A 23,820-nucleotide genomic window follows, 5' to 3' on the forward strand; every position below is an offset into this window, starting at 1 on the left:
GAATTTGTAGTACCTTTATAATACTATAAACTCATTAAATACCAGTTTAAGGACAAATGGCATATCTGTATTCAGAACAAGAGTTTCACCCAGAACAAATAGACTTACCAGTTATAGGTTTAGCATCTGATTTAGTTCAGCATGATTCTGGTTTTCATCGGCATAATGAGCACCAGCAACTTCTCTATGCACCTAGTGGATGTATGACCTTACTGACTAATGATATGCAGGTGATTCTACCACCTACACGTATGTTGATTATACCTGCAAGGTTATCTCATCGCGTGTTCTTTAGAAATGTAGTTGCTTATCGTTCTATTTATTTTACAGTAAAAGAGCAGTTGTGGACAGCAGATACAATCAAGGTGTTAGAGGTCAACCCTCTATTAGAGCAGTTAATAGAACGAATATGTTTTTGGGATTGGAAGGCTTATACTGATGAGCAGCTCGCTATAGTTAATGTGTTTAGCAATGAATTAAACGCAGCCCATATAGAAGATTATCACCTGAAGATACCCGAAGATACGAGACTAAAAGATATTATTCGACAGTTTATTATAGAGAAAAGAGTTCCTCCATTTCTCAAGGAGTTAACCCAAGAGGTAGGGGCTAGCGAGAAGACGATTTCTCGTATCTTTAAGAAAGAAACAGGCATGGTCTATCAAGATTGGCGATTGCAATGGAAGTATTACCGCTCTCTGGAGTTGTTGGCTGAGGATATGACTATCTCAGAGGTAGCAGATGTATTGGAGTTTTCGTCAGATAGTGCGTTTATAGAGTTTTTTAAAAAGCACGCAGGTATTACCCCACATCGATATTTAATAAAACAATAAATAGAAGAAGGTATGGATCGTTTTGATGAGTTATTAAGTGATATTAGGGCTTGTAAGATATGTGAAGAAGAACTACCTCTAGGAGCGAATCCTGTGGTATTATCTAGTGTACAGTCTAAAATCATTATTATAGGTCAAGCACCTGGATTAAAAGTACATCTATCAGGTATTCCTTTTAAAGATAAAAGTGGCGAACAACTGCGTCAATGGCTAGGAGTGACAGAAGAGGAGTTCTACGATACGGCTAACTTCTCTATTATTCCTATGGGGTTTTGTTATCCAGGCAAAGGAAAGAATGGTGACTTACCTCCTAAGAAAATATGTGCTCCCACATGGCATGCTCAGTTGTTAGACCAATTAACTTCTGTGAAGCTTATTTTGTTAATCGGAAAATACGCACAAGATTATTATTTAAAGACTAATGATTCATTGACAGAGAATGTAAATAACTTCCATAAATATCTACCTACTTATTTTCCATTACCTCATCCTTCTCCGAGAAATAATATCTGGAAAGCAAAGAATAGATGGTTTGAACAAGAGGTTATACCTATATTACAGCACCAAGTCAAATTAATCTTAAAGAAGTAGTATTTCCTTATTCCTTACTTGTGAAGGAAAGTTGTTTTCTAAACATCATATAGACTAAACTCAAGATAATAACTACTGCACTAGCATACATAATGGTAGGGATATTAGTGATATTATCTTTATAATACCACCCTGCTAAGAAAGCACCTCCACCGACACCAGCCTCTAGAGCGATGTACATAGTAGATACAGCACGCCCTCTTTGATCAGGTTGACTGAAGTCTATCGTCCAGGCATTTAATGCTGGAGATAAGATACCTAAAGAGATACCGTATATAAATGCACCTAGGTATAGCCCATTAGTAGATTTGTAGAATGCTATAATAGCTAGAGAGATAATCAGAAGTATTAATCCAATATTGATGATTAAGACACGTCCATATTTGTCAGATACTTTACCAGCGACAAATCTTACTAGTAGAGAAGAAATAGTAAAGATCATAAAGAAGATCCCTTTATTCTCTAAGCCTAAGTGTCCTGTCCAGTCAGGGATTAGCGTAAGAATAACTCCATAAGCGATGTAAGACATAAAAGTCACAAAGGCTGCAGGGAATACCCCTAAGTCAAAGATGTCCTTGCCTGATATTTTTAGTAATTTAAAAGAGAATTTTTCTTTGACTTGTAAGGTCTCTTTCATATTCATCAAGATCACAATAGAAAGTAGAGCAAAAGCAGATGAAGTATAGAATAGAAAGTCTATAGAGGTGTACATCTTTATGGTACTACCGATGGCTGGGCCTATAGCCATACCTGTACTAAAGCTAATGCCGTGTAGTCCTAATGCTTCACCCCATCGCTCTCTAGGTACGATATCAGCTACATAGGCTGCTGTAGCTGTTGGCTTGAACCCTGTAGAGAATCCGTGTAATAATCGCAAGAATAAAAAGCCGGATACTGTAGTAAGAATAGGGTATAATAAACTACACACAAAACATACTATCGACCCAATAGCCATGATAGGCACACGACCTATCTTATCTGTTAGTTTACCACTAAAGGGTCTAGAGATACCTGCAGTGATTGTAAATAGACCGATGATTAGCCCTTTGTATTCTGCTCCTCCTAGTCCTGATAGGTAATCAGGTAGCTCAGGTATAAGCATATTAAAACTGGCAGAGAATAGTAAAGAACTTAAACATACTAGTATAAACTGAGTATTGTATATAGGGTGTGAATTAAATTTAGACACGTATTATCGTTTTTATGAGGTGCAAAGTTATTGGTTTACATTTTCTTGTACAATGTTAATCTTATGTTGTTCATATAAACCCAGAATCAACATTAGCCAAATACTACAAAGCAATTCTACTTCATAGCTCTTTCATTAGCTCTATAACCATACTATAGTATGCTGAAATCGCTAATTCAGACCTATCTTGTATAATTACTTTTCGTTTATCTGCCTATTGCTGATTCTGGGATAAACAAAAAACTCTAGGTATATAACATTTTTCACCGTGTTATATACCTAGAGTTTAGGTTGTAATAAATATATTTTATCTAATTACTTTTCTTTGTGATATAAAGCATCAGCAGTGTCAAACTTCTCTATCATTTCAGTAGACGCTTGTTTTCCATAGTTAGATACTAAGTAGATCGCAATCGAACTAAATAAGAATCCTGGAATGATTTCGTATACCGTATCTCCGAATAGAATAGGCCATACGATTACAGTTACCGCTCCTACTAATACTCCTGCGAAAGTTCCCATACCTGTTGTTTTTCTCCAGAATAGAGTGAATAAGATAGCAGGACCAAATGCAGCTCCAAAACCAGCCCAAGCATGTGCTACCAAAGCAAGAATTTTACTATCTGGATCGTATGCGATTATGATTGCGATTAAAGAGATTAGTAGTACAGCAAACCTTCCTGTCCACACTAGCTCTTTTTGGCTAGCACTTCTTCTGAAGTAAGCTTTGTAGAAGTCTTGTGTAAGTGTACTAGAAGACATTAATAGCTGCGCACTTAATGTACTCATTACTGCAGCTAGAATAGCCGAAAGTAAGACACCTACTACCCAAGGGTTAAATAATTGTTTGATTAGCTCTATGAAGATCATTTCATTGTCTTTGTTTACTACACTAGCTATTTCTGGATGTTTATAGTAGTAGCTAATTCCTAGATAACCTATCGTTACAGCTCCTCCTAGACATAATGTCATCCATGACATTCCTATACGTCTAGCATTCTTCATTGTCTTCACGCTATCAGCAGCCATAAAGCGTGCTAAGATATGTGGCTGTCCGAAGTACCCAAGTCCCCATGCAGCAGCACTGATAATAGCGATAAAGCTTACATTGTGTGTTAGGCTTGAATACGAAATATTAGTAGCAATAGCTGCTTCGTTTGTATAAGTAGTGATAGCATCCCATCCTCCCATATATAGGATAATCATCACAGGAGTCAAGATTAACGCAAATAGCATTAAAGTAGCCTGAATCGTATCACTCCAGCTTACTGCTAAGAATCCACCGATGAAGGTATACGCTATCGTAGCTAAAGCCCCTAGATATAACGCATTGATATACTCCATGTGGAATAGCGTTTCGAATAATCTAGCACCAGCTACCATACCAGACGCACAGTATATCGTGAAGAAGATTAGGATAGTTACAGCAGATACTGTTTTTACTAATTGACCATCTTTTCCAAATCTGTTGTGGAAGAAGTCTGGTAATGTCAGTGCATTATTATTGATTTCTGTGTGTACACGCAGACGACCAGCTACTAACTTCCAGTTGTAGTATGCACCGATAATTAAACCGATCGCAATCCAGCTCTGAGATAAACCTTTACCAAAAATAGCACCTGGCAATCCCATTAGTAACCATCCAGACATATCTGATGCTCCTGCTGATAAAGCTGTTACTACTGGACCAAAACTACGTCCTCCTAAGATGTAGTCAGAAAAGTCCTTTGTGCGTAAATACGCAATTACACCTATTCCTAACACAACCACTAAATAAATGGAAAATGTTATAATAGTTGGATCTATATTTTCAAACATATTGTTGTTATTTTTTTGCTAAATTTATTTAATTATTTTAAATAATACAATGAATGACCAGATTATTTAGTTTAATTACGAATAGTGTATTTTAGTATTCTTCTTTTTTGATTTGATTTTTTATATAATAATTATTTAAAAATGAAATAATTACACATTATAGAGAACTTCATCTATTATAATATTCTTTTTTTAAAGAAGATAAATTACAAGAAGTGGTTATGTCTCGTTCATCAATATTGATAATGTAAGACATTATACTTTTTCTTTGCTATATTCTGAGAGAATAGACTTTTATATGGATAGTATTATAAAGAAGTTAGCTATAGGACAACACTCCATATGTGTTAGTTGTCACTTTAGGTATAGTGTCTTTATAAAAGTTTTATTTGATAACAATTGTTATCGCGCTTCTTTAGACAGTGTTTTACTTTCGTATTTGTAATTTAAGAAATGAAATATGACCAATAAAGAATTGATAAAAGACTGTTTTGTAAATCTATTAGAGAGTCCTCAGTATCGTCCAGAAGTGATAGCTACCTATTTTTCTACTGATTATATCCAATGTGTTGATGGAAAGAGGCTAGACTACACCATTTTTAGTAATCATATTAAAAAATTAAAAGAGGTAACCGAGAGACTGTCTATTACCTTTAATTATATGGCAGAAGAGGGAAATCTTGTTTTTACTAATCACAGTGTTTCAGTATATAGAAATGATGGCTCTGTGAGTAAGGTAAAAGTAATTGCAACTTTTGTAATAGAAAATGAGAAAATAGTATTCTGTGATGAGTTAACGCTTCATGAAGAAGGAAAACATGATGATGCTAACCTTGGTTCTATGGTGTAAAAAAAACAATAAAAAAAGCCCTATACAAAGGGGGTAAGGTGTATAGGGCAAAAAAGTAGTATGAAAAAAAAGTTTGTAATAAAGTTTTCAATAAGTGTGCCAATGACTAGTGTTTTAGAGGTAAAGTGATTGTTTTATAGTCAATTGCTCATATTGTGATTATTGCTGTTTTGGATAGTTGTATAAATGAGAATAATAATTATTCAATAAAGAATTGGCATAAAAAAGGGGCAACATAGTCATAAGGATGAAATAGTACACTTTTTAGATATAGACCAAATGAAAAACGCTATCTGGAGAGATAGCGTTTCTTATTTTTAGTTAGTAGTTTGCTTTTTTGTCATATTCATGATGATAGATAGTAAGATATATACTAGTATAATAATAGGTATAGCTAGATATAATAGAGTAGCTAGTAGTACTAATGATAGTAGCATAAATCCTATCTGAAGTTTATAAGCTCCTAGATTATTAGGCTTGATTTTTAATGAGAACAATGGAAGTTCTGCATTCATGATGATAGCACTTAAGATACTGATCACCACTAATAAGTAAGGATTGCTTAATAAGGAGATAATCTCTTCTGATTTAGTCGTAGAGATAATCATCGGGATACTTAAGATGAATAGAGCATTACCTGGTGTAGGTAATCCGATAAACGAATCAGTCTGTCTAGTATCGATATTAAATTTGGCTAATCTATACGCAGCTCCTAATGTGATGATAAACCCTAAGTATGGAACTACTCCCATATAGTAGGTCTCAGGGGTAAGGTTATAGATCTCTTGGTTTTCTTGAATATTAGCTAGCATTTTATAAACTACTAATCCTGGAACTACTCCACTAGTCACCATATCGGCTAGTGAGTCTAACTGTAATCCCATTTCACTTTTTACATTAAGGATACGTGCTACAAAGCCGTCCCAATAGTCAAAAAAGATTCCTATACATACCCATAAGAAAGCCATGTGTATATTATCATCAAATGCATACACTAACGCAATTAATCCTGAAAGTAAGTTTAATAAAGTGATAGCATTAGGAATGTGTTTTTTCATAACTGAAATTTGTTTGTTTATATAAACTCTATAACGGTTTACTTGTATTTATTGATACAAATGTATCATAAAGTTACTAATTTTTATAGTGTTTATAAGGATTACTTTAGATAATGCCATTTATCTTTATAGATGTTTTATTATTTGATGTACTCTATTTAGGTAACTAAACGTTTATTAGATAATTAATATATTTGATAAGTAGAGAACAGACTACATTGGATCAAGTTAATTAAAGGATAGAAGAGGTTATACCTAGTATTGTACTTATAGCCAGATTAACATGGTTTTAGTTGCATTGAGTCCGTAGTGAGTCCGTAGTGACTCCGTTTTATAGTTAGTTTTAACGGAGTTATCATGGAGGTGTTGTGTTGATATAATTTAGTTCTTGCGAAGAAGATAGGAGCAGTAGCAGATGAGAAGCTACGTTTTAACTGTGGTACAAGAAGGTTATTCATAAATAGTTTAGAGTGTATGTTTTTATTGTAAATCAAAGATTAGTAAAGTATTTTTGTAAAGAGCAAATAGAACGCTTAGTTATAAATCAAGAAGAATAGATGACAAAGAAAATTATATATCTGCTTTTCTGCCTTTTTGTAGTGCAGATGGCTTTCTCTAAAGAACGACCACTCTCTGATAGAGCAGAGATAAGTGTACTTACTTGTGGTACGGGAGATGAGTTGTATTCACTATTCGGGCATACAGCGATACGCGTAAGTGATCCTTTTGAGGGGATAGATAGGGTATATAATTATGGAATGTTTGATTTTAGAACACCTAATTTTTATGGAAAGTTCGTAAAGGGAGATCTTTTATACTACGCAGATTATTCTACGTATAGAAACTTCATTGGGAGTTATGTATATGATAATAGAGCAGTGTATGAACAAGTACTAGACTTGACGCCAACTCAGAAAGAAGAGATATGGCAAAAACTGAACGAATCCTTAGAAGAAGAGAATAAATTCTATGTATATAAGTTTATAGATCAGAACTGTACTACTAAGGCGGTAGATATTATTAATAATAGTATAGCGACACCTGTAAAAGTAGATGTACAAGGGAACACAGCTACTTATAGAACCATCTTAAACTCGTATCTGAATAAGAGATACTTCGAGATGCTAGGAATTAATTTAATATTCGGTTCTAAGGTAGATGCTCATTCTACTTTACTGTTCTTACCAGATAAGTTTATGCAAGGGTTAGCAGAGACTAAAGTCAACGGAAAACCTTTGGTTCCTGAGACAGTGACTGTTTTTGAGCCAGAAGTATCTACGGAGAAATCAGGTATAAGTGTGAACTCTATGTGGTTCTTTAGTCTTGTCGTTTTAGTGTTAGCAGGACTAATGACTCAGAGAGGCGTTAGAAGTGTGTATTTTGTCATCTTAGGGCTGTTAGGTATTTTCTTCTTTGTCGTAGGGTTTTACTCTCTTCATGGCGAACTGTTAAGTAATAATACAGTGCTACTGTGTAGTCCTATATTCTTAATCTTACCTTTTATAAGAAAGAATGTCAAGATAGCTAAGTTACTTCAGTTGTTAACTTTAGTTTGTGTAATTTTGTATATCGTATTGAATATTACTAGCGAAAAGTTATTAGTGACCTTGCCATTAGTATTGTTGACTCTTGTGAGTTTGGCTATAGAAATGCGTATAGCTAAGAAGTATAACAAGTAGACCTAATCAGAAAAAATAATATAAAGATATGTTCGGATTATTTAAATCTAAACCAGAGCTTAAAACATTAATTCCAAATAATTATGTAGATATTCACTCTCATTTAATGTTTGGTATTGATGATGGGGCGCAGACTAAAGAGGATACAAAGACTATTATAGAGTCGATGAAAGCGATGGGCTTTGACCAAGCGATTACCACTCCACATACTACACCACTAGTATGGGATAATACTAAAGAAGGAATCTTAGCTAAGTATGATGAGGTATTAGAGGTACTACCTACAGAGGCGGAGTCTCTTCAGCTGAGAGTGGCTTCTGAGTATATGATGGATGAGAGTTTCTTACAGCGCATTCATTCAGAGAAGCTATTGACATTAAAAGATAACTATGTATTAGTAGAGATGTCTTATATCAACCCACCTATACAATTAATGGATATTTTATTCCATTTAAAATCGAATGGGTATGAGATTATCTTAGCGCATCCAGAGCGTTATAACTTCTATCACAAGAATACAGAAATGTATAAGAAGCTTAAAAAATCAGGGTGTAAGTTTCAGATGAACTTATTGTCTACTACAGGATACTATGGAAGTCATGTATTAGAGGCTGCAAACTATCTGTTGAACAATGATATGATAGACTTCGTAGGATCTGATATCCACCATACCAAACATATCAAGGGCTTTGATGCTAAAATACAAATTAAAGAAGTGAAGAACTTCGAGAAAGCAATTGCTAATAATATCTTCTTTAAGAAATAAAGAATTACTTATCGTATAAAATAAGAAAGGGATCGCGTGAGCGATCCCTTTTGTTTTTCTGTCTATTTTCTGATTAGTTGTTTACAACTTCACCTTTGATGCGTAGTGCTACTACACCGTTAGTATAGTTCACAGCATTAGATTCTACAGTGATAGTTCTACTGATTTTACCAGGAGCCATATTATACTGTACGTCTATTTTACTTTTTTGACCTGGTAAAATAGGTTCTTCAGGTTTAGAAGGTACTGTACATCCACATGTAGATCTTACAGCTGTAATGATTAATGGCTCATCACCAACGTTAGTAAACTCAAAAGTTCTAACTCCATTATCTTTCCCTCTTACAACAGTACCGTAATCGATAGTATTGTTCTCTGCTTTAAACTCGATTTTTGGTCCTTTTTGTGCGAATGTTACTGCACTTGTCAAAACCAAAACTAATAATGCTAAAATGTTTTTCATTATTTTTCTATTTGTTGTTTTGTAAAATTAAAAACTTTAGGAATACTCGCAAATAAAAATAAACATTTAAAGTAATGTGTTATCTTTTGTAATTACATAGTAATCCATATTTTTGCATGATACAAAGGTACGTAAAAAGAAAGAGTGCTTAGATTAAAATTTGATTAAAGTATTGTTATCTTTGGATGTGTCTTTAAAAAATGTTAAAAACAAGTAAAATTAATAAGTAAATGACAATTCCTGCACAATTTGACGCGAAGCAAGTAGAGCAAAAATGGTATGAGTACTGGATGGAGAATAATTTCTTCCACTCAACTCCTGACCACAGAGAGCCTTACACGATTGTAATACCACCACCGAACGTGACGGGTGTATTACACATGGGACATATGTTGAACAATACGATTCAAGATGTATTAATACGTCGTGCTCGTTTAAAAGGGCTTAACGCTTGTTGGGTTCCTGGAACGGATCACGCCTCTATCGCTACTGAAGCTAAAGTCGTCGCAAAATTGAGAGAGCAGGGTATCAATAAAAACGATTTAACACGCGAAGAGTTCTTAGCACATGCTTGGGAGTGGAAAGAAGAGTACGGAGGAGTAATCTTAGATCAACTTAAAAAATTAGGTTGTTCTTGTGATTGGGATCGTACGAAGTTCACTATGGACCCAGAGATGTCTGAGCAAGTGATAAAAGTATTTGTTGACCTATATAACAAAGGATTAATCTATAGAGGGTACCGCATGGTAAACTGGGATCCTGAAGCGAAGACTACTTTATCTGATGAGGAAGTAATCTATGAAGAGCGCCAAGGGAAGTTATACCATCTAAAATATCAAATAGAAGGATCTAATGACTATCTAGTAATTGCGACTACACGTCCAGAGACTATCTTAGGAGATTCTGCTATCTGTATTAACCCTAATGATGAACGCTATACACACCTAAAAGGTAAAAAGGCTATCGTACCAATCTGTAATAGAGTGGTGCCTATCATCTTCGACGAATATGTAGATATGGAGTTCGGTACAGGATGTCTTAAAGTGACTCCTGCTCACGATGTGAATGATAAGGATCTAGGAGAGAGACATAACTTAGAGATTATAGATATCTTTAATGCTGATGCTACACTGAATGAATTAGGATTACACTACGCTGGTAAAGACCGTTTTGTAGTTCGTAAAGAGATAGAGGCAGAGTTAAAATCTATCGGAGCTTTAGACAAAGTAGAGAACTATATTAACAATGTAGGTACTTCTGAGCGTACAAAAGCTGTTATAGAACCAAGACTTTCTGATCAGTGGTTCCTTAAGATGGAAGAGTTAGCTAAGCCTGCTTTAGATGCGGTATTAGAAACAGAAGATGTAAAGTTATACCCAAGTAGATATAACAATACTTATAGAAGCTGGTTAGAGAATATCCGCGATTGGAATATCTCTCGTCAGTTATGGTGGGGACACCAGATACCTGCATTCTACTATGGAGCTGGTAAAGAAGACTTCGTAGTAGCTGAGAATATCGAAGCTGCTGTAGAATTAGCTAAAGTAAAATCAGGTAATGCTGCTTTGACTGCTGCTGATTTAAAACAAGATGAAGATGCACTAGATACATGGTTCTCTTCTTGGATTTGGCCAATGTCTGTATTTAACGGAATTACACAGCCAGAGAATGAAGAGTATAACTACTATTATCCAACGAATGACTTAGTGACTGGTCCAGATATTATCTTCTTCTGGGTAGCACGTATGATTATGTCTGGATATGAGTACACTGGTAAGAAACCATTTACGAATGTTTACTTCACAGGTATCGTAAGAGATAAACAACGTCGTAAGATGTCTAAGTCATTAGGAAACTCTCCTGATGCACTAGGATTAATCGATAAGTTCGGTGCTGATGGTGTACGTGTAGGATTATTATTATCTGCGTCTGCTGGTAACGATATTATGTTTGACGAGGAGTTATGTGCTCAAGGTAAAGCTTTCACAAATAAGGTATGGAATGCATTCCGTCTAATCAAAGGATGGGAAGTGTCTGAGACATTAGCACAACCAGAATCTGCTAAAGTATCATTAGCGTGGTACGAAGCGAAGTTACAGAGTGCATTAGTAGAGATAGAAGATCACTTCTCTAAATACAGAATTTCGGATGCGTTAATGACGATCTATAAATTAGTATGGGATGACTTTTGTTCTTGGTTCTTAGAAATGATTAAACCAGGATACCAACAGCCAATAGACAAAGCTACTTTTGACAAGACTATCGAGTTATTAGAAGCGAACTTGAAGTTGTTACATCCATTTATGCCATTCTTATCAGAAGAGATTTGGCAACATATTAATGAGCGTACTGCTGCTGCAGCATTAGTAGTATCTTCATGGCCAGAGATGAAATCATTTGATGAGAACTTGATTAAAGAGTTTGAATTCGCTACTGAAGTTATCGCTGGTATCCGTACAATCAGAAAAGACAAGAATATTTCGTTTAAAGAAACGATAGATTTAAAAGTAATCAACAACGAGAAAACATCTACATACTTCGACAGTATCATCTCTAAATTAGGTAACGTAGTTGCTATAGAGTATGTAACAGAGCAAGTAAGTGGTGCACTATCTTACCGTGTGAAATCTAATGAGTACTTCATTCCTGTAACAGGAAGTGTGAACTTAGAAGAAGAAATCGCTAAGTTAGAAGAAGAGTTGAAATATTTAAAAGGATTCTTGAAATCTGTACAAGGAAAACTATCTAACGAGAAGTTCGTTGGTGGTGCACCTGCTCAGGTTATCGAGAACGAAAGAAAGAAAGAAGCAGATGCTTTAGCTAAAATAGCAACTATCGAACACAGCTTAGCTGGATTAAAATAGTGTAGTATCTCTTAGATATAGAAGCCTCTAGTTAGTTTACTAATTAGAGGCTTTTTTTTATCTTCGTATGTATGAAAATCAATACACACACTCATCATATTACAGCACAGCAGGGGATAATAGAAATCATCAATCAGTATCCTCTGACAGTGGATAATACCCTTCCTACCTATACTGTTGGTATACATCCATGGTATATCCAGGAAGAGCGTTTAGAGGAAGAGTTAGCCTTGTTAGAAGAGCAGCTACAACAGCCAAATTGTTTAGCGATAGGAGAGTGTGGATTAGATAAGAAGATCAATATTTCGTTAAATCTACAGATAGAAGTATTTAAGAAGCAATTACTACTTGCAGAAAAGTATAAAAAAGCAGTAATTTTGCACGTCGTTTCAGCTTATCAAGAAGTTATACAGATTAAGAAAGAGTTACAGATTACGGTTCCTCTGATTATACATGGCTTCAATAAAAAAGAGCAAGTAGCAGAGAGTCTGTGGAAGAATGGGTTTTATTTGTCTTTTGGTAAACACCTTATTTATAACGAGGCATTGAGAAGTACCTTCTTGAAAGTACCAAGAGAGCAGTTGTTTTTAGAAACAGATGATGCTAAGGAGATAACCATAGAGGACGTATATACTGTGGCAAGCGCATTAGATATGAATATAGAAGCGATCATAGAACAGAATTATAAAACAGTTTTTAATAGATAACATCAGTCTTAGATTGATATAATAAGTAGAATAAATGGCAATTTGGCAAGAAAGAGCAGAATTACTTTTTAAGGAAGAAGGATTGCAAAAACTAAAAGATGCGAAAGTATTAGTAGTAGGATTAGGAGGAGTTGGATCATTTGCAGCTGAGTTTTTAGCTAGAGCAGGAGTAGGAAATATGACTATCGTAGATGGAGATACTGTAGATATTACGAATATCAATAGACAGTTACCCGCTTTACACTCTACGATCGGTATGCCAAAAGTGAAAGTTGTAGGAGATAGATTGATGGATATTAACCCAGAGCTTAACTTGATTCGTATAGAAGAGTTTATTTCTCCAGAGCGTGCTCATGAGATTGTGACAGAGGACTTTGATTATGTATTAGATTGTATTGATAGTATTACACCTAAGATTAACCTTATTTTGGCAGCTAAACGCAAGAAGGTAAAAGTAATCAGTGCGATGGGAGCAGGAGGAAAGATGATGGCAAATAAGATTGTGATTAAAGATATCAGTAAGACAGATGTATGTCCACTAGCGAAGCAGATCAGAAAGCGCCTAAAGAAAGAAGGAATATCTTCTGGGGTAAAAGCAATCTTCTCTACAGAAAAACCTGACGAGAGTAGCTTAAAGATGACAGATGGTAGTAACTTTAAAAAGTCATTTTTTGGGACGAATAGTTGGATGCCAGCCTTGTTTGGTTTAAACTCAGCAGAACATGTAGTAAGATATATCTTATCGAAATAGTAAAGTAAAAAGGCTGTAAATCAATTAGATTTACAGCCTTTTTTAGTAAGGGAAGAATTGCTATTATTTTGTTGTTGAACTGTTGTTTCCCTTATGGGGACTTATTATGAATTTTAGTAACCTATTGTAAATTGTGTGTTTTTAAACTGTTCGTTCTCTACTTCATCTACTATAGTGACAGCTACATCCTCTACAGATATTCTACTTCTACATTCGCTATCATAGACAGGAGTATTATTACTTAGTCTAAAGTGTCCTGTGCGCTTTCCAGGGTTTTGTGGGTTCATTTCTATCGCAGGGCTAAAGTATGTCCAGATAAAACCGTTTTCTTTACTTAATACCTGCTCAAAATAGTCTCTTACTGCTGTAGCACCTGGTTTAATAAAGTCAGGAAAATCTACTGTGTCTACTAACTGTAGCCCTGGTTTAATATACAGTGTACCTGCTCCACCGATTACAATTAAGCGCTCTACTTTAGCTTCTTTTACAGCATTGTGTATAGTCTGTATTCCTGTTGTGAAGTCTTCGTAAAGATTAGGATTTGACCATCCTGCATTGAATGCACTGATGACTACATCTGCGCCTGTTATCATCTTTACGAGTTCTTTTTGATCTGTTATATCTAGCGCTACTTTTTTTACTAAAGCGCTATTAGATATTGTTGAGGTATTTCTAGCGATTGCTGTAACGTTGTATTGACGATGTATCAATTCGTTTAATATAGCACTACCTACATATCCAGACGCTCCTATCAAAACTATATTTTTCATACGGTGTTATTTTATTAGGACAAAGGTACTGAGGAGTAGTGGTTTAAAAATAGAAAGCCGACTTAATCTAGAAATTTCTTAATCTAGGTTAAGTCGGCTAATATTGTATAAAGGTTGTTTCTTGTTTAGTAAGCTGGTATAACTTCAGCAACCATAAGGCCTTGAAGTATAAAAATCAAAAGAGAAAGTCCCCATAAAAATACGAAAGCGAGTTTCTGTAAAAAGGGTTGTTTAACTCCTGCTTGCTTTTGTGCTTTTTGTAACATTAACATCGGCATGATTAAAGCAAGAACTACTAATGGGATAGAAGCATATCCTAGTGCTATTACGAATCCATCAGGATAAAAGATAGCAAATACTAATGGAGGAATAAAGGTCAATAGCATTGCCGACATATTATTCTTGATTAGCGGTTTGTTCTTTCCTAAGTCTTGGATATAATCTTTTAAAGCCATGGCTACTCCCCAGAAAGAAGTAAGTAATGCTGCAGAAGCAAATAGTGTAAAAGAAATACCAATCATTTTTGAATTGTGTACTTGTTTTACTGCTTTTAATAAGCCTTCCATTTTAGAGTTCTCTTGTAGTATAGCAGTAAAGGTATTGCTATCTAAGTTTCCTAAGAATGTAAGTTCCCATACTAAGTATAATAGAAGAGGAGTGATACTTCCGATTAAAAATACGAGTTTTAATTGTTTAATATTTCCGTCTAAGTATTTTACCAATGTTGGAATAACTACATAGAACCCAAAGCTAGTAAAGATTACAGGAATAGTGGCTAATACAGGAATACTAGAAGAAGGTAAATGTTGTAAGTGGATCATTTCTACTTTAGGTAATAATAACGCCATTACAATACACAAGAAGATTAGCTTCGTTGTAAATACAATTTTATTACTAAAGTCAACAACACGTGTGCCGAATGCGATGATACTTCCAAATAATGCTGTAAATAGAAAAGCAGAAGTATGAGATGATATTTCTACTTGTAGCCACTTCTCTAAGTTAGTTCTGAATATTTCACCTCCTCCTGTGATATAAGCACTTACTAAGGCATACATTAGTATCAGCATACTTAGCGCTGTAGCAACAGCCCCAGAGTTACCTAGATATTTTACTGTTAAAGTATTTAATCCATCTGTAGGAGGGTTGTATTTATAGACATCCACCAGAAGTATAGCAGTATAATACATAGCAAACCAGATACAGAACAAGATAAAGGCCATAAAGGTAAAGCCTACACTTGCTGATATAATGGGCATTGCTAACATTCCTGCTCCGATTGTCGTTCCTGCGACAATAAGGATACTTCCGATAATTTTTTGCATTTCTATTTGTTTAAATTTATTTAATTCTTCGAATTTATTTTTTGTTTCATTAGTCTAAAATAGGGAGTACTCCCGCTGTCATTAAAACTTGTATTACTAAGATGCTTGTTCCAAAAGCAAAAATCAAGCTAAAAGCTATCTTTTGTAAAAAAGATATGGTCTCTTGTCTTTCTTTTTTGACTTTGATGTACATCAGTACAGGAATAAACAAAGAGGTTATCACTACAGAGATAGCTGCATAGCTTAGTGCTATCACAAAACCTTTAGGATAGTAAAGTGCGAATAATAATGGAGGTATAAAAGTAATTAGGTAAATAATTACACTGTTTTTTCCAAAAGCTTTCTTTTTACTTAAATCCTTTACATAGTCAAATAGGGCTAATGCCACTCCTAAGAAAGAAGTAAGGATAGCTGCAGCAAAGAAAATGTTTAAAGGAATATTCATCCACTTAGACTCAGATACACCATTTACAGCTATGATAACAGCTTCTAGACCTTGTGTTTCTTTTATGATTGTAAAGAAAGTATTAGAGTCTATACTTCCTAAGATAGATAGTTGCCAGATGATATACACAATTAGAGGTAATAGACTACCGTAGATAAACGCTTTTTTAAGTAGCTTAATATCTCCATCTAAGTACTTTACCATACTTGGTACCACAATATGAAAACCAAATGAAGTAAAAATAACAGGAATAGAGGAGAAGAATAGTTTACTCTCTATAGGCATCTGTAAGAGATTGTCTATTCTGACATAGCCAAACATCACAATGATAACAATCAATAGAAAGATTAGTTTGATAATAAATATCCATCTCGTAGCGATATCTACCACTCGAGCACCTAAACCAACTATACCTCCAAATAAAATTGTAAAGATAAAAGCAGTCACTTGTGGACTGATATCAGTCTCTAACCAATTACTTAAGTTCAGTCTTAGGATATCACTTCCTCCTGCGATATAAGCACTTACTAGAGCGTACATCAGGGTTAGCATACTTATTCCAGTGACGATAGAGCCTGCCTTACCTAAGTATTTATAAGTCATCGTGCTCAACCCATCTTCAGGATTATTATCTTTATATGTCTCTACTAATAGAATAGCGGTATAACACATCGTTAACCATATCAAGATCATTACTATCGTAATGCCTGTAAATCCTACTCCAGACGAAATAATCGGCATGGCTAACATTCCACCTCCGATTGCTGTACCCGCTATAATAAGGGAACTACCTATAAGTTTACTATTCACTTTGAGTTTGTGTTTTTAGTTTGATTGTTGTAAAAAAAATAAATATATGTTTTTATTATTTACTACAACACTCAAATATGTTTATTTATATTAAAATATTTTGATTGTTTTTAAGCTAAAGAGTTGTTAAATGGAATCTGATTACGTAAAAACGAGTTGATAAACAAACATTGTTTATCTTTGTTTATACACAAAATGAGAGACTATGAGTACCCTAAATTTAGAGCAAGAATTAAAAGCTAAAAAGATTAATCCTACTGCAATGCGTTTATTGGTTCTAAAATTCTTGAAGCAACAAAAAGGTGCAGTATCACTTGCTGATATAGAGGCAAGCTTTGAACAATCTGATCGAGTGACATTATATAGAACCGTAAAGACTTTTGAAAGCAAAGGATTACTTCATAGTATTACGACTAATAATATTACTCATTATGCGCTATGTGCTCAGGGGTGTGACGAAAAGAATCATCACGATACTCATCTACATTTCGTGTGTAATAATTGTAAAAAGACAATCTGTTTAACACAAGTGTCTATCCCTAAAATAGAAGTACCAGCTGGTTTTCAGCTAGATGATATAGACGTAGTAGCTAAAGGGGTGTGTAAGGAGTGCAAGCCCTAAAATCGACGATATCGATACTTAGAGATGATGTGGGTAAGAATGGTAACAGCGTGAATTCTAGAGTTCTCAATAAACCAAGTGTGCGTGTTTAAACCACCGCATACTACACCTGCTAAATATAAGTTCGTCACATTTGTTTCCATAGTTTCTGTATTGTAAGTAGGAGTCTGATTAGCATCATTAGATATTGTAACTCCTAATTGTTTTAAAAAGGCAAAGTTAGGACGATATCCTGTAAGTGCAAGGACAAAGTCGTTTTTTATTGCTAGTTCTTCGTTATTTGTGTTGATTATAACTGTATTATCAGTTATTTCTTTGATGTTACTGTTGAATAGGGCAGTGATACTTCCTTCTTTAATTCTATTTTCAATATCCGGTTTTACCCAATATTTTACATGAGAACTAATTTCTTTATCTCTTACAACCATAGTGACATTTGCTCCTTTGCGATAGCATTCTAATGCTGCATCTACAGAAGAATTACTTGCACCTACCACCACTACATCCATACCTGCATAATAATGAGGATCTGTGTAGTAATGAGAAACTTTAGGTAAGTGTTCTCCTGGAATGTTTAATGGATTTGGAATATCATAAAAACCAGTCGCTACGATAATGTCCTTAGCTGTATAGTTATCCTTAGAAGTCTTTATATCAAATGATCCTTCTTCATTTTTAGTCGCTTCTAAGACAGTTTCGAATAAGTTTATCGTAAGTTCATTAGTCGTTACCACTCTACGGTAGTATTCTAAAGCTTCACTACGACGAGGTTTGTTTTCTTTACTAATAAAAGGAATCTTGTCTAACTCTAATAATTCAGAAGAAGAAAAGAACTGCATATTAACAGGATAGTGATATAAGGAATTAACTAAACAACCTTTTTCTATGATTAGATAAGAAAGTCCGTTCTTCTTAGCTTCTAGTCCACAGGCTATACCTATAGGGCCACCTCCTATAATTATAATGTCAAAATGCTTCATTGTATCTATTTTCTATTCGCAAAACTCAAAGTTACGGCTTTATTCTTGTTCCTCTTTTAGAAAGCGGGTAAAAAAATAAGAGCTACTCGTTAGAGTAGCCCTTACAGGATATATTGTGAATGAAATTATTCAGTTACTTTATCAGCTACTAAATGAATTCCTATTTCCATATCTTGACTAATAGCCCAGTCAGCAGGGTTAAGAGCAGCACCTGAATCTTTATCAGTAGTACCGAATACTAATCCCCATTCTGTACGGTCAGCTACGAATGCAGCATCCATAACAGCTTTACCATTCTCTACAGTTACTTTAGCAGGGAAAGTGATGTTTACAGTTTTTCCTAAGATAGTTAAGTTTCCACTTACTACTTTATTAGCTCCTTCTATTTTACTAGTGTGTTTAGCAGCGTCGAAATCTTCTACATTAGTGATTTTGAAATCAACAGTCGAATTAGCTTCTACGTTAAAGAAGTCAGCACTTTTTAAGTGACCTTCTAATTTAGCGATATCTTCATCAGCACTTACAGAAGCACGATCAACTTTGATAGAGTTCATATCGATAGTATAAGAACCTGCGTTTAACCCATTTGCATCGATAGCGATATCACCAGCTTTTAAAGTTAAAGTACCATAACGAGGGTTAACTCCTCCTTTGTGACCTACTTTCCAAGTTACATTACTCTCAGTCAAGTTTACTGAATATTTGTCTCCTTGTTCTACAGCTACTTCTTGTTCTGTTGTAGTTGTTGCTTTATCTGCATTTTTGTTTCCACAAGATGCAAGAGTTAACGTAGCGATTACAGCTAACGATAATACAATTTTTTTCATTTTATATGCTAATTTGTTGATACAAATATACATGCTTAAATAAGAATAAACAATCAGTCAGAAAAAAATGACTACTAATTTTGAGCTAAAAAGCTTTAAAAGTGTCATATTTAACATTTTTTGTGCTTTTTATTTGGGTTTATTGATGAAATTAAATGACAATGTTTTCTTTTACAAGAGTAGAGTACAAACTACTTTAGAATAGAGTAATAAAAAATGGGATGTTTTAATTAAACACCCCATTTAAAGATTTGCATTAAAAATATATTACTATTCAGCAATTAATTTACCTTGCATTAAAGCGAAGTGAGCAGGGAATGTACATAAGAAGTCATAAGTACCTGCTTCAGTAATTGTGAATTCAATAGTATCAGATTGTCCACCTCCTAAAGTTTTAGTATGTGCTACTACATTTTCTAAACCACTTGGATGAATATAGTCAGTTTCTGTTGCTTGAGCAGCTTCAGTAGCAAAAGCAGTCATGTCTGTACCTGGTTTTAATAATACCCAGTTATGCCCCATAATTGCTTTATCCATTTTACCAGTATGTTTTAAAGTCAATGTAACTTTCTCTCCTACAGGAACACGAATTTCAGTTTGGTCAAATTTCATTTGATCATCTGCATTTAACGTGATTTGTACACCTGTTACTTCTTCTGGTGCTGCTGTTGTTTCAGCAGGCGTTTCAGTTGGAGTAGTTGTTGTATCTACTTTTTTCTCACCACATGAGAATAACATAGTACTTGTTGCTAAAACAGCTAGAGCTAAGTTTAATTTTTTCATAATTATTTTATATAATATTATTTATTTGTTAAGCGCTTTTAAGCGCTCATTTTGAGTACTATAAAGGTACGATAAATAACATTATTGCTCACTTTTTAATGTTTAAAATTTGTTAAAAAAACTACTGTTCTTTAAAAGAAGCTAAAGTGTTTAAGAAGTTGTCTTTTTGCGCTTCTTTATTCTGCCCTGTTGTCCATGTAATGTATTGATAGTTAGCTTTTTTTCCATCTAATATTACTTGTATCATATACATCATATCTTTATCTTGAGACATCAGTAGTTCATACTTCTTCCCTGGTATTCCGTTTATTCGGACATCTTCTTGTACTATTATCTCATAGTTCTCTCTTTTGTTATAGCTAGCTAGAGATTGTTTAACGTATTCTTCGAAGTTTGCCGTCTTATTTTTGTCTTGATGTACAGTGACTAAATACATCTGTTTAAACGTATTTCCATATTGAATATCAGCATCAGGGTATAATTCTTGCATCGGTGCGAATGTACCAGGTACTTCTATTGTATATAGATCTAAGACTTTGACATCTTGTGTTGGGGCTACTTTTTGGTTACAGCTGATTAGTGTAAAGAATGTAGCAGCTACTAAGGCGATTTTTGTTCTCATAGTCAAAATAAATAGGATTAATTAGATTTTTAAAGTTACTAAAAAGTATTCGGAGCAGATGTTATTTTATGGTTATTTTTTAAGATACAGTTTTTGGACTACTCATAATTGTTTACCTTAGAAGGGTATTAACTTAAATAAAAACAATATGGCAAAATCAGTTTTAATGTTAGCAGGTGACTTCGTAGAAGATTATGAAGTAATGGTTCCTTATCAAGCACTATTATCAATTGGAGTACAAGTAGATGTGGTATGTCCTGGAAAGAAGAAGAATGAAGTGATTGCAACTGCTGTACACGACTTTGTAGGGTATCAAACTTATGCAGAACTAAGAGGACATAATTTTGTAATCAATAAGTCATTTGATGAAGTGAATGTAGCAGATTATAATGGACTGTATATCTGTGGAGGGCGTTCTTCAGAATATATCCGTCTAAATAGTAAGGTAATTGACTTTGTGAAGTACTTCTTTGAAAAGAATTTACCAGTAGCGGCTATCTGTCACGGTATTCAGGTATTAACTCCAGCAGGTGTATTAAATGGAAGAACACTGACTGCTTATCCAGCAGTAGGACCAGATATCACTTTAGCGGGTGGTCATTATAAAGAAGTAGGAGTAGATAAAGCTGTGGTAGACGGTAATTTAGTTACTTCTCCTGCATGGCCTGGACACCCTGATATCCTTAGAGAATTCTATAAAATGTTAGGTGTAGTGATAGGATAAGCTTGTTATTATAACTCATAGTTTGCGATGTTCTATAATAAGATTTGCTAAAACATTTCTTATTTTAGCATCGCAAATTTTTTTTAAATATGATTTCAGAAGCACAATTTCAAGCAGAATTAGATATAATTATTAAGAACGCTATACGTGAAGATGTAGGAGATGGAGACCATAGCTCATTAGCTTGTATTCCTTCTACAGCTACAGGTAAGGCAAAATTACTAGTAAAAGAAGCAGGGTATATAGCAGGAGTAGAGTTCGCACAACAAGTATTGAACTATGTTGACCCTACTCTAGAAGTAGAAGTGTGTATTCAGGATGGAGCGAAAGTAGAAGTAGGAGATATAGTCTTATATATCTCAGGGTCTTCTCAGTCTATTCTAAAGGCTGAGCGACTAATGCTTAATGCCATGCAGCGTATGAGTGCTATCGCTACGAAGACTCGTGTATTCGTAAACTTATTAGAAGGTACGGGTACTAAGATATTAGATACACGTAAGACTACACCAGGTATACGTGCGATAGAGAAGTGGGCAGTAAAGATAGCTGGAGGAGAGAACCACCGTTTTGCTCTTTATGATATGATTATGTTGAAAGATAATCATATTGACTTCGCAGGAGGTATCAAAGAAGCGATTGAAAAGACAAACCAATATTTAAAAGACAATAATAAAGAGCTAAAGATCATCGTAGAAGCTAGAAGCATCGATGAGGTGAAGCAAATCTTAGCTTGTGATAATGTTCACCGTATCTTGTTAGACAATTTTGACTATGCGATGACACGTGAGGCTGTTGCATTGATAGGTGATCAATGTCAAACGGAGTCGTCAGGTAATATCGATGAAAGCACAGTTAGAGAGTATGCATTATGTGGAGTTAACTATGTTTCTTCAGGAGCATTAACACACTCAGTGTACAATATGGACTTAAGCCTTAAAGCAGTATTGTAGTAAAAGAGAAATATGGCAAAAACAATAAAGAAAATAGTATGTCCTCAGTGTGGGAGTAATCAGGTTGATGAGACTAAGAAAGACCACTATATCTGTAGAAGCTGTAATACACAGTTCTTTCTAGATAATGATGATATTACTATTAACCATAATTATAATACGGGTAAACTGAATAATGAACAAGGAGTGCAGATTGCTAAAAAAGCCATTATAGGCTTCTCTGCTGTTATCTTTATCTATTTCGCTTACCAGATCAGTAGATTCATATTTGCAGATTCTACACCAGCCCCTGTTACTACCACAGAGTATAACACCACCCCACCTCCTAAGCGAGATGTGAGATATGTCAATGCTAGTTATTCAGAAACAGCCTTAATGATCGACCCAAAAGGGAAGAATACCATCGTCTTTACAGGGTGGTTTAATGATATCTTTGCTGAGAAAGGTAAGGAAAATGAGGTATACACCATCTTACTAGACGCGACTACAGGAGAAGAAATCAGTAGAACACTTCTAGAAGTAGACCTATCTATAAAAGGAGCAGGTACGCATAGCAGTAAATTAGATTATTATAGAGGGGCTAATGACGAGCTATTCCTTATTGTGAATAGTTACTATTTATTCTTGTATAACCCTTCTCAGAAAGTGTTTGAGAATGTGACAGAATCTTTCTTTGTTAAGTATCCTGAGTTTGCAGGAGGAGTAGCAGCGATAGAATCTAGAACTTTTGATCAATGTCTGACAGTTACGAATAATAAAGGAAAACAATATGCCTTATTTGCAGATATAGGTGTTGTATTACCTATAGATAAAATCTCTAATATATACGATAAGAAATTAACGGATCCAGTTAAGACTACATCCTATAAATTTACGCGTATAGGTTTTGATTTTCCAGAAGAAGAAATACAGTTGATACAATACGAACATTGGACTCAAAAAGGTTTTCCACAATACAATGTAAGTTTTAACTGGAGCAAAGATTACGGTAGATCGGGTATATTCACAGAGAAGTCTCCTTATAAGAAAGTTTTAGTGATGCCGTATACTAAATCTAGAGCGAAGATAGTTTCTATTAAAGACCTTACTCCTAATCATACTTATGTAGATGGAGCACGTGTACTAGTAGGAGACGCAGAGTCTGTTATCATTGCTATCAAGATGTCTGTATTGGAGAACGAGACTATAACACTGCAGAAGATAAGTGGGGTAGATGGTAGTGTGTTATGGACTAAGAAAACGGACTGGAAAGAGATCCGTAGTATTGATGTAGAAGGAGATTATATATTAGTAAGGTTAGACAGTACTAATATTGCTATAATAAATAAGGATGGAGAGATCAAGATGACTTCAGACTTTTATGAACTAAAGACAGTAGGAAAAGAGATATAAC

General features: G+C 34.6%; 23 protein-coding genes. 12 read left to right on the forward strand and 11 right to left on the reverse strand.

All coding sequences use genetic code 11. From position 1 onward, the window contains the following. The first annotated feature begins 56 nt into the window (after positions 1–56). Positions 57–833, forward strand: coding sequence for an AraC family transcriptional regulator (locus tag MODO_RS08985; protein WP_006260269.1), 777 nt, complete (start codon positions 57–59; stop codon positions 831–833). A 12-nt stretch (positions 834–845) separates the two neighbouring features. Beyond that, complete coding sequence (locus MODO_RS08990; protein WP_006260268.1) at positions 846–1,424, forward strand: uracil-DNA glycosylase family protein; 579 nt, start codon at positions 846–848, stop codon at positions 1,422–1,424. A 7-nt stretch (positions 1,425–1,431) separates the two neighbouring features. Here the strand turns inward: MODO_RS08990 and MODO_RS08995 are convergent, their stop codons facing one another. Together MODO_RS08995 and putP are read right to left on the reverse strand one after the other, a co-directional pair. Further along, on the reverse strand, positions 1,432–2,613 hold the full coding sequence (locus MODO_RS08995) for an MFS transporter (RefSeq protein ID WP_006260267.1): 1,182 nt from the start codon (positions 2,611–2,613) through the stop codon (positions 1,432–1,434). A 315-nt stretch (positions 2,614–2,928) separates the two neighbouring features. Beyond that, positions 2,929–4,431 carry a sodium/proline symporter PutP gene (putP, locus tag MODO_RS09000; protein ID WP_006260266.1) on the reverse strand — a complete coding sequence of 501 codons (1,503 nt, stop codon included), beginning with the start codon at positions 4,429–4,431 and terminating at the stop codon, positions 2,929–2,931. A 460-nt stretch (positions 4,432–4,891) separates the two neighbouring features. Here putP and MODO_RS09005 point away from each other — a divergent pair, with 460 nt between their 5' ends. Continuing rightward, a complete protein-coding gene (locus MODO_RS09005; protein WP_006260265.1) occupies positions 4,892–5,281 on the forward strand; it encodes a hypothetical protein in 390 nt (129 codons plus the stop codon). A 317-nt stretch (positions 5,282–5,598) separates the two neighbouring features. Here MODO_RS09005 and MODO_RS09010 read toward each other — a convergent pair whose 3' ends face one another. Beyond that, positions 5,599–6,339, reverse strand: coding sequence for a CDP-alcohol phosphatidyltransferase family protein (locus MODO_RS09010; protein WP_006260264.1), 741 nt, complete (start codon positions 6,337–6,339; stop codon positions 5,599–5,601). A gap of 557 nt (positions 6,340–6,896) precedes the next feature. On the opposite strand from MODO_RS09010, the gene MODO_RS09015 reads away from it, so the two are divergent. Continuing rightward, the gene (locus tag MODO_RS09015) at positions 6,897–8,018 is read left to right on the forward strand and encodes an Lnb N-terminal periplasmic domain-containing protein (protein WP_006260262.1); all 1,122 of its coding nucleotides are present in this window, start codon (positions 6,897–6,899) and stop codon (positions 8,016–8,018) included. Positions 8,019–8,046: 28 nt separating this feature from the next. After that, positions 8,047–8,784 carry a tyrosine-protein phosphatase gene (locus tag MODO_RS09020; RefSeq protein WP_006260261.1) on the forward strand — a complete coding sequence of 246 codons (738 nt, stop codon included), beginning with the start codon at positions 8,047–8,049 and terminating at the stop codon, positions 8,782–8,784. Between the two features lie 73 nt (positions 8,785–8,857). Here the strand turns inward: MODO_RS09020 and MODO_RS09025 are convergent, their stop codons facing one another. Next, positions 8,858–9,247 carry a DUF1573 domain-containing protein gene (locus MODO_RS09025; RefSeq protein ID WP_006260260.1) on the reverse strand — a complete coding sequence of 130 codons (390 nt, stop codon included), beginning with the start codon at positions 9,245–9,247 and terminating at the stop codon, positions 8,858–8,860. 230 nt (positions 9,248–9,477) lie between these two features. On the opposite strand from MODO_RS09025, the gene MODO_RS09030 reads away from it, so the two are divergent. The 3 genes from MODO_RS09030 (at position 9,478) to MODO_RS09040 (ending at position 13,569) form a co-directional block, all read left to right on the forward strand. Beyond that, positions 9,478–12,111 carry a valine--tRNA ligase gene (locus MODO_RS09030; protein ID WP_006260259.1) on the forward strand — a complete coding sequence of 878 codons (2,634 nt, stop codon included), beginning with the start codon at positions 9,478–9,480 and terminating at the stop codon, positions 12,109–12,111. Between the two features lie 71 nt (positions 12,112–12,182). Then, complete coding sequence (locus tag MODO_RS09035) at positions 12,183–12,818, forward strand: TatD family hydrolase (RefSeq protein ID WP_006260258.1); 636 nt, start codon at positions 12,183–12,185, stop codon at positions 12,816–12,818. 34 nt (positions 12,819–12,852) lie between these two features. Next, positions 12,853–13,569, forward strand: a complete 717-nt coding sequence (locus MODO_RS09040) for a tRNA threonylcarbamoyladenosine dehydratase (protein WP_006260257.1) — start codon at positions 12,853–12,855, stop codon at positions 13,567–13,569. A gap of 113 nt (positions 13,570–13,682) precedes the next feature. Here MODO_RS09040 and MODO_RS09045 read toward each other — a convergent pair whose 3' ends face one another. The 3 genes from MODO_RS09045 to MODO_RS09055 all read right to left on the reverse strand — a co-directional run bounded on the left by MODO_RS09045 (position 13,683) and on the right by MODO_RS09055 (position 16,919). After that, the gene (locus MODO_RS09045; protein ID WP_006260256.1) at positions 13,683–14,339 is read right to left on the reverse strand and encodes an NAD(P)-dependent oxidoreductase; all 657 of its coding nucleotides are present in this window, start codon (positions 14,337–14,339) and stop codon (positions 13,683–13,685) included. 125 nt (positions 14,340–14,464) lie between these two features. Further along, positions 14,465–15,664: an aromatic amino acid transport family protein gene (locus tag MODO_RS09050; RefSeq protein ID WP_006260254.1), complete on the reverse strand. Its 1,200-nt coding sequence runs from the start codon at positions 15,662–15,664 to the stop codon at positions 14,465–14,467. A gap of 49 nt (positions 15,665–15,713) precedes the next feature. Beyond that, complete coding sequence (locus MODO_RS09055; RefSeq protein ID WP_006260253.1) at positions 15,714–16,919, reverse strand: aromatic amino acid transport family protein; 1,206 nt, start codon at positions 16,917–16,919, stop codon at positions 15,714–15,716. Positions 16,920–17,124: 205 nt separating this feature from the next. On the opposite strand from MODO_RS09055, the gene MODO_RS09060 reads away from it, so the two are divergent. Continuing rightward, complete coding sequence (locus MODO_RS09060) at positions 17,125–17,541, forward strand: Fur family transcriptional regulator (protein WP_006260252.1); 417 nt, start codon at positions 17,125–17,127, stop codon at positions 17,539–17,541. On the opposite strand, the gene MODO_RS09065 is transcribed toward MODO_RS09060, so the two are convergent. The 4 genes from MODO_RS09065 to MODO_RS09080 all read right to left on the reverse strand — a co-directional run bounded on the left by MODO_RS09065 (position 17,538) and on the right by MODO_RS09080 (position 20,753). Continuing rightward, positions 17,538–18,521, reverse strand: coding sequence for a YpdA family putative bacillithiol disulfide reductase (locus tag MODO_RS09065; RefSeq protein ID WP_006260251.1), 984 nt, complete (start codon positions 18,519–18,521; stop codon positions 17,538–17,540). The genes MODO_RS09060 and MODO_RS09065 overlap by 4 nt on opposite strands. Positions 18,522–18,646: 125 nt before the next feature. Beyond that, positions 18,647–19,348 carry a YceI family protein gene (locus MODO_RS09070; protein WP_006260250.1) on the reverse strand — a complete coding sequence of 234 codons (702 nt, stop codon included), beginning with the start codon at positions 19,346–19,348 and terminating at the stop codon, positions 18,647–18,649. Positions 19,349–19,618: 270 nt separating this feature from the next. After that, positions 19,619–20,131: an azurin gene (gene azu, locus MODO_RS09075; RefSeq protein WP_006260248.1), complete on the reverse strand. Its 513-nt coding sequence runs from the start codon at positions 20,129–20,131 to the stop codon at positions 19,619–19,621. 121 nt (positions 20,132–20,252) lie between these two features. Next, complete coding sequence (locus tag MODO_RS09080; protein ID WP_006260247.1) at positions 20,253–20,753, reverse strand: hypothetical protein; 501 nt, start codon at positions 20,751–20,753, stop codon at positions 20,253–20,255. 148 nt (positions 20,754–20,901) lie between these two features. Here MODO_RS09080 and MODO_RS09085 point away from each other — a divergent pair, with 148 nt between their 5' ends. From MODO_RS09085 to MODO_RS09095, 3 genes are all read left to right on the forward strand, one after another. After that, positions 20,902–21,477: a DJ-1/PfpI family protein gene (locus MODO_RS09085; protein ID WP_006260246.1), complete on the forward strand. Its 576-nt coding sequence runs from the start codon at positions 20,902–20,904 to the stop codon at positions 21,475–21,477. An 89-nt stretch (positions 21,478–21,566) separates the two neighbouring features. Beyond that, positions 21,567–22,427, forward strand: coding sequence for a carboxylating nicotinate-nucleotide diphosphorylase (nadC, locus tag MODO_RS09090; RefSeq protein ID WP_006260245.1), 861 nt, complete (start codon positions 21,567–21,569; stop codon positions 22,425–22,427). Positions 22,428–22,439: 12 nt separating this feature from the next. Further along, entirely contained in the window at positions 22,440–23,819 is a 1,380-nt protein-coding gene (locus tag MODO_RS09095) for a TFIIB-type zinc finger domain-containing protein (RefSeq protein WP_006260244.1), read from the forward strand. Position 23,820 lies beyond the last annotated feature (1 nt).

The organism is Myroides odoratimimus (genome assembly GCF_001485415.1).
In the GTDB taxonomy this organism is placed as follows: Bacteria; Bacteroidota; Bacteroidia; order Flavobacteriales; family Flavobacteriaceae; genus Flavobacterium; species Flavobacterium odoratimimum.

What these genes read in the sequence shown, in the direction of transcription:
- MODO_RS09070 (WP_006260250.1), bottom strand. Translation starts at nt 19,348, where the DNA reads ATGAAAAAAATTGTATTATCGTTAGCTGTAATCGCTACGTTAACTCTT.
- MODO_RS09030 (WP_006260259.1), top strand. Translation starts at nt 9,478, where the DNA reads ATGACAATTCCTGCACAATTTGACGCGAAGCAAGTAGAGCAAAAATGG.
- putP (WP_006260266.1), bottom strand. Translation starts at nt 4,431, where the DNA reads ATGTTTGAAAATATAGATCCAACTATTATAACATTTTCCATTTATTTA.
- MODO_RS09095 (WP_006260244.1), top strand. Translation starts at nt 22,440, where the DNA reads ATGGCAAAAACAATAAAGAAAATAGTATGTCCTCAGTGTGGGAGTAAT.
- MODO_RS09080 (WP_006260247.1), bottom strand. Translation starts at nt 20,753, where the DNA reads ATGAGAACAAAAATCGCCTTAGTAGCTGCTACATTCTTTACACTAATC.
- azu (WP_006260248.1), bottom strand. Translation starts at nt 20,131, where the DNA reads ATGAAAAAATTAAACTTAGCTCTAGCTGTTTTAGCAACAAGTACTATG.
- nadC (WP_006260245.1), top strand. Translation starts at nt 21,567, where the DNA reads ATGATTTCAGAAGCACAATTTCAAGCAGAATTAGATATAATTATTAAG.
- MODO_RS09015 (WP_006260262.1), top strand. Translation starts at nt 6,897, where the DNA reads ATGACAAAGAAAATTATATATCTGCTTTTCTGCCTTTTTGTAGTGCAG.
- MODO_RS09045 (WP_006260256.1), bottom strand. Translation starts at nt 14,339, where the DNA reads ATGAAAAATATAGTTTTGATAGGAGCGTCTGGATATGTAGGTAGTGCT.
- MODO_RS09065 (WP_006260251.1), bottom strand. Translation starts at nt 18,521, where the DNA reads ATGAAGCATTTTGACATTATAATTATAGGAGGTGGCCCTATAGGTATA.
- MODO_RS09085 (WP_006260246.1), top strand. Translation starts at nt 20,902, where the DNA reads ATGGCAAAATCAGTTTTAATGTTAGCAGGTGACTTCGTAGAAGATTAT.
- MODO_RS09035 (WP_006260258.1), top strand. Translation starts at nt 12,183, where the DNA reads ATGAAAATCAATACACACACTCATCATATTACAGCACAGCAGGGGATA.
- MODO_RS09025 (WP_006260260.1), bottom strand. Translation starts at nt 9,247, where the DNA reads ATGAAAAACATTTTAGCATTATTAGTTTTGGTTTTGACAAGTGCAGTA.
- MODO_RS09040 (WP_006260257.1), top strand. Translation starts at nt 12,853, where the DNA reads ATGGCAATTTGGCAAGAAAGAGCAGAATTACTTTTTAAGGAAGAAGGA.
- MODO_RS09005 (WP_006260265.1), top strand. Translation starts at nt 4,892, where the DNA reads ATGACCAATAAAGAATTGATAAAAGACTGTTTTGTAAATCTATTAGAG.
- MODO_RS09020 (WP_006260261.1), top strand. Translation starts at nt 8,047, where the DNA reads ATGTTCGGATTATTTAAATCTAAACCAGAGCTTAAAACATTAATTCCA.
- MODO_RS08985 (WP_006260269.1), top strand. Translation starts at nt 57, where the DNA reads ATGGCATATCTGTATTCAGAACAAGAGTTTCACCCAGAACAAATAGAC.
- MODO_RS09010 (WP_006260264.1), bottom strand. Translation starts at nt 6,339, where the DNA reads ATGAAAAAACACATTCCTAATGCTATCACTTTATTAAACTTACTTTCA.
- MODO_RS08990 (WP_006260268.1), top strand. Translation starts at nt 846, where the DNA reads ATGGATCGTTTTGATGAGTTATTAAGTGATATTAGGGCTTGTAAGATA.
- MODO_RS09050 (WP_006260254.1), bottom strand. Translation starts at nt 15,664, where the DNA reads ATGCAAAAAATTATCGGAAGTATCCTTATTGTCGCAGGAACGACAATC.
- MODO_RS09060 (WP_006260252.1), top strand. Translation starts at nt 17,125, where the DNA reads ATGAGTACCCTAAATTTAGAGCAAGAATTAAAAGCTAAAAAGATTAAT.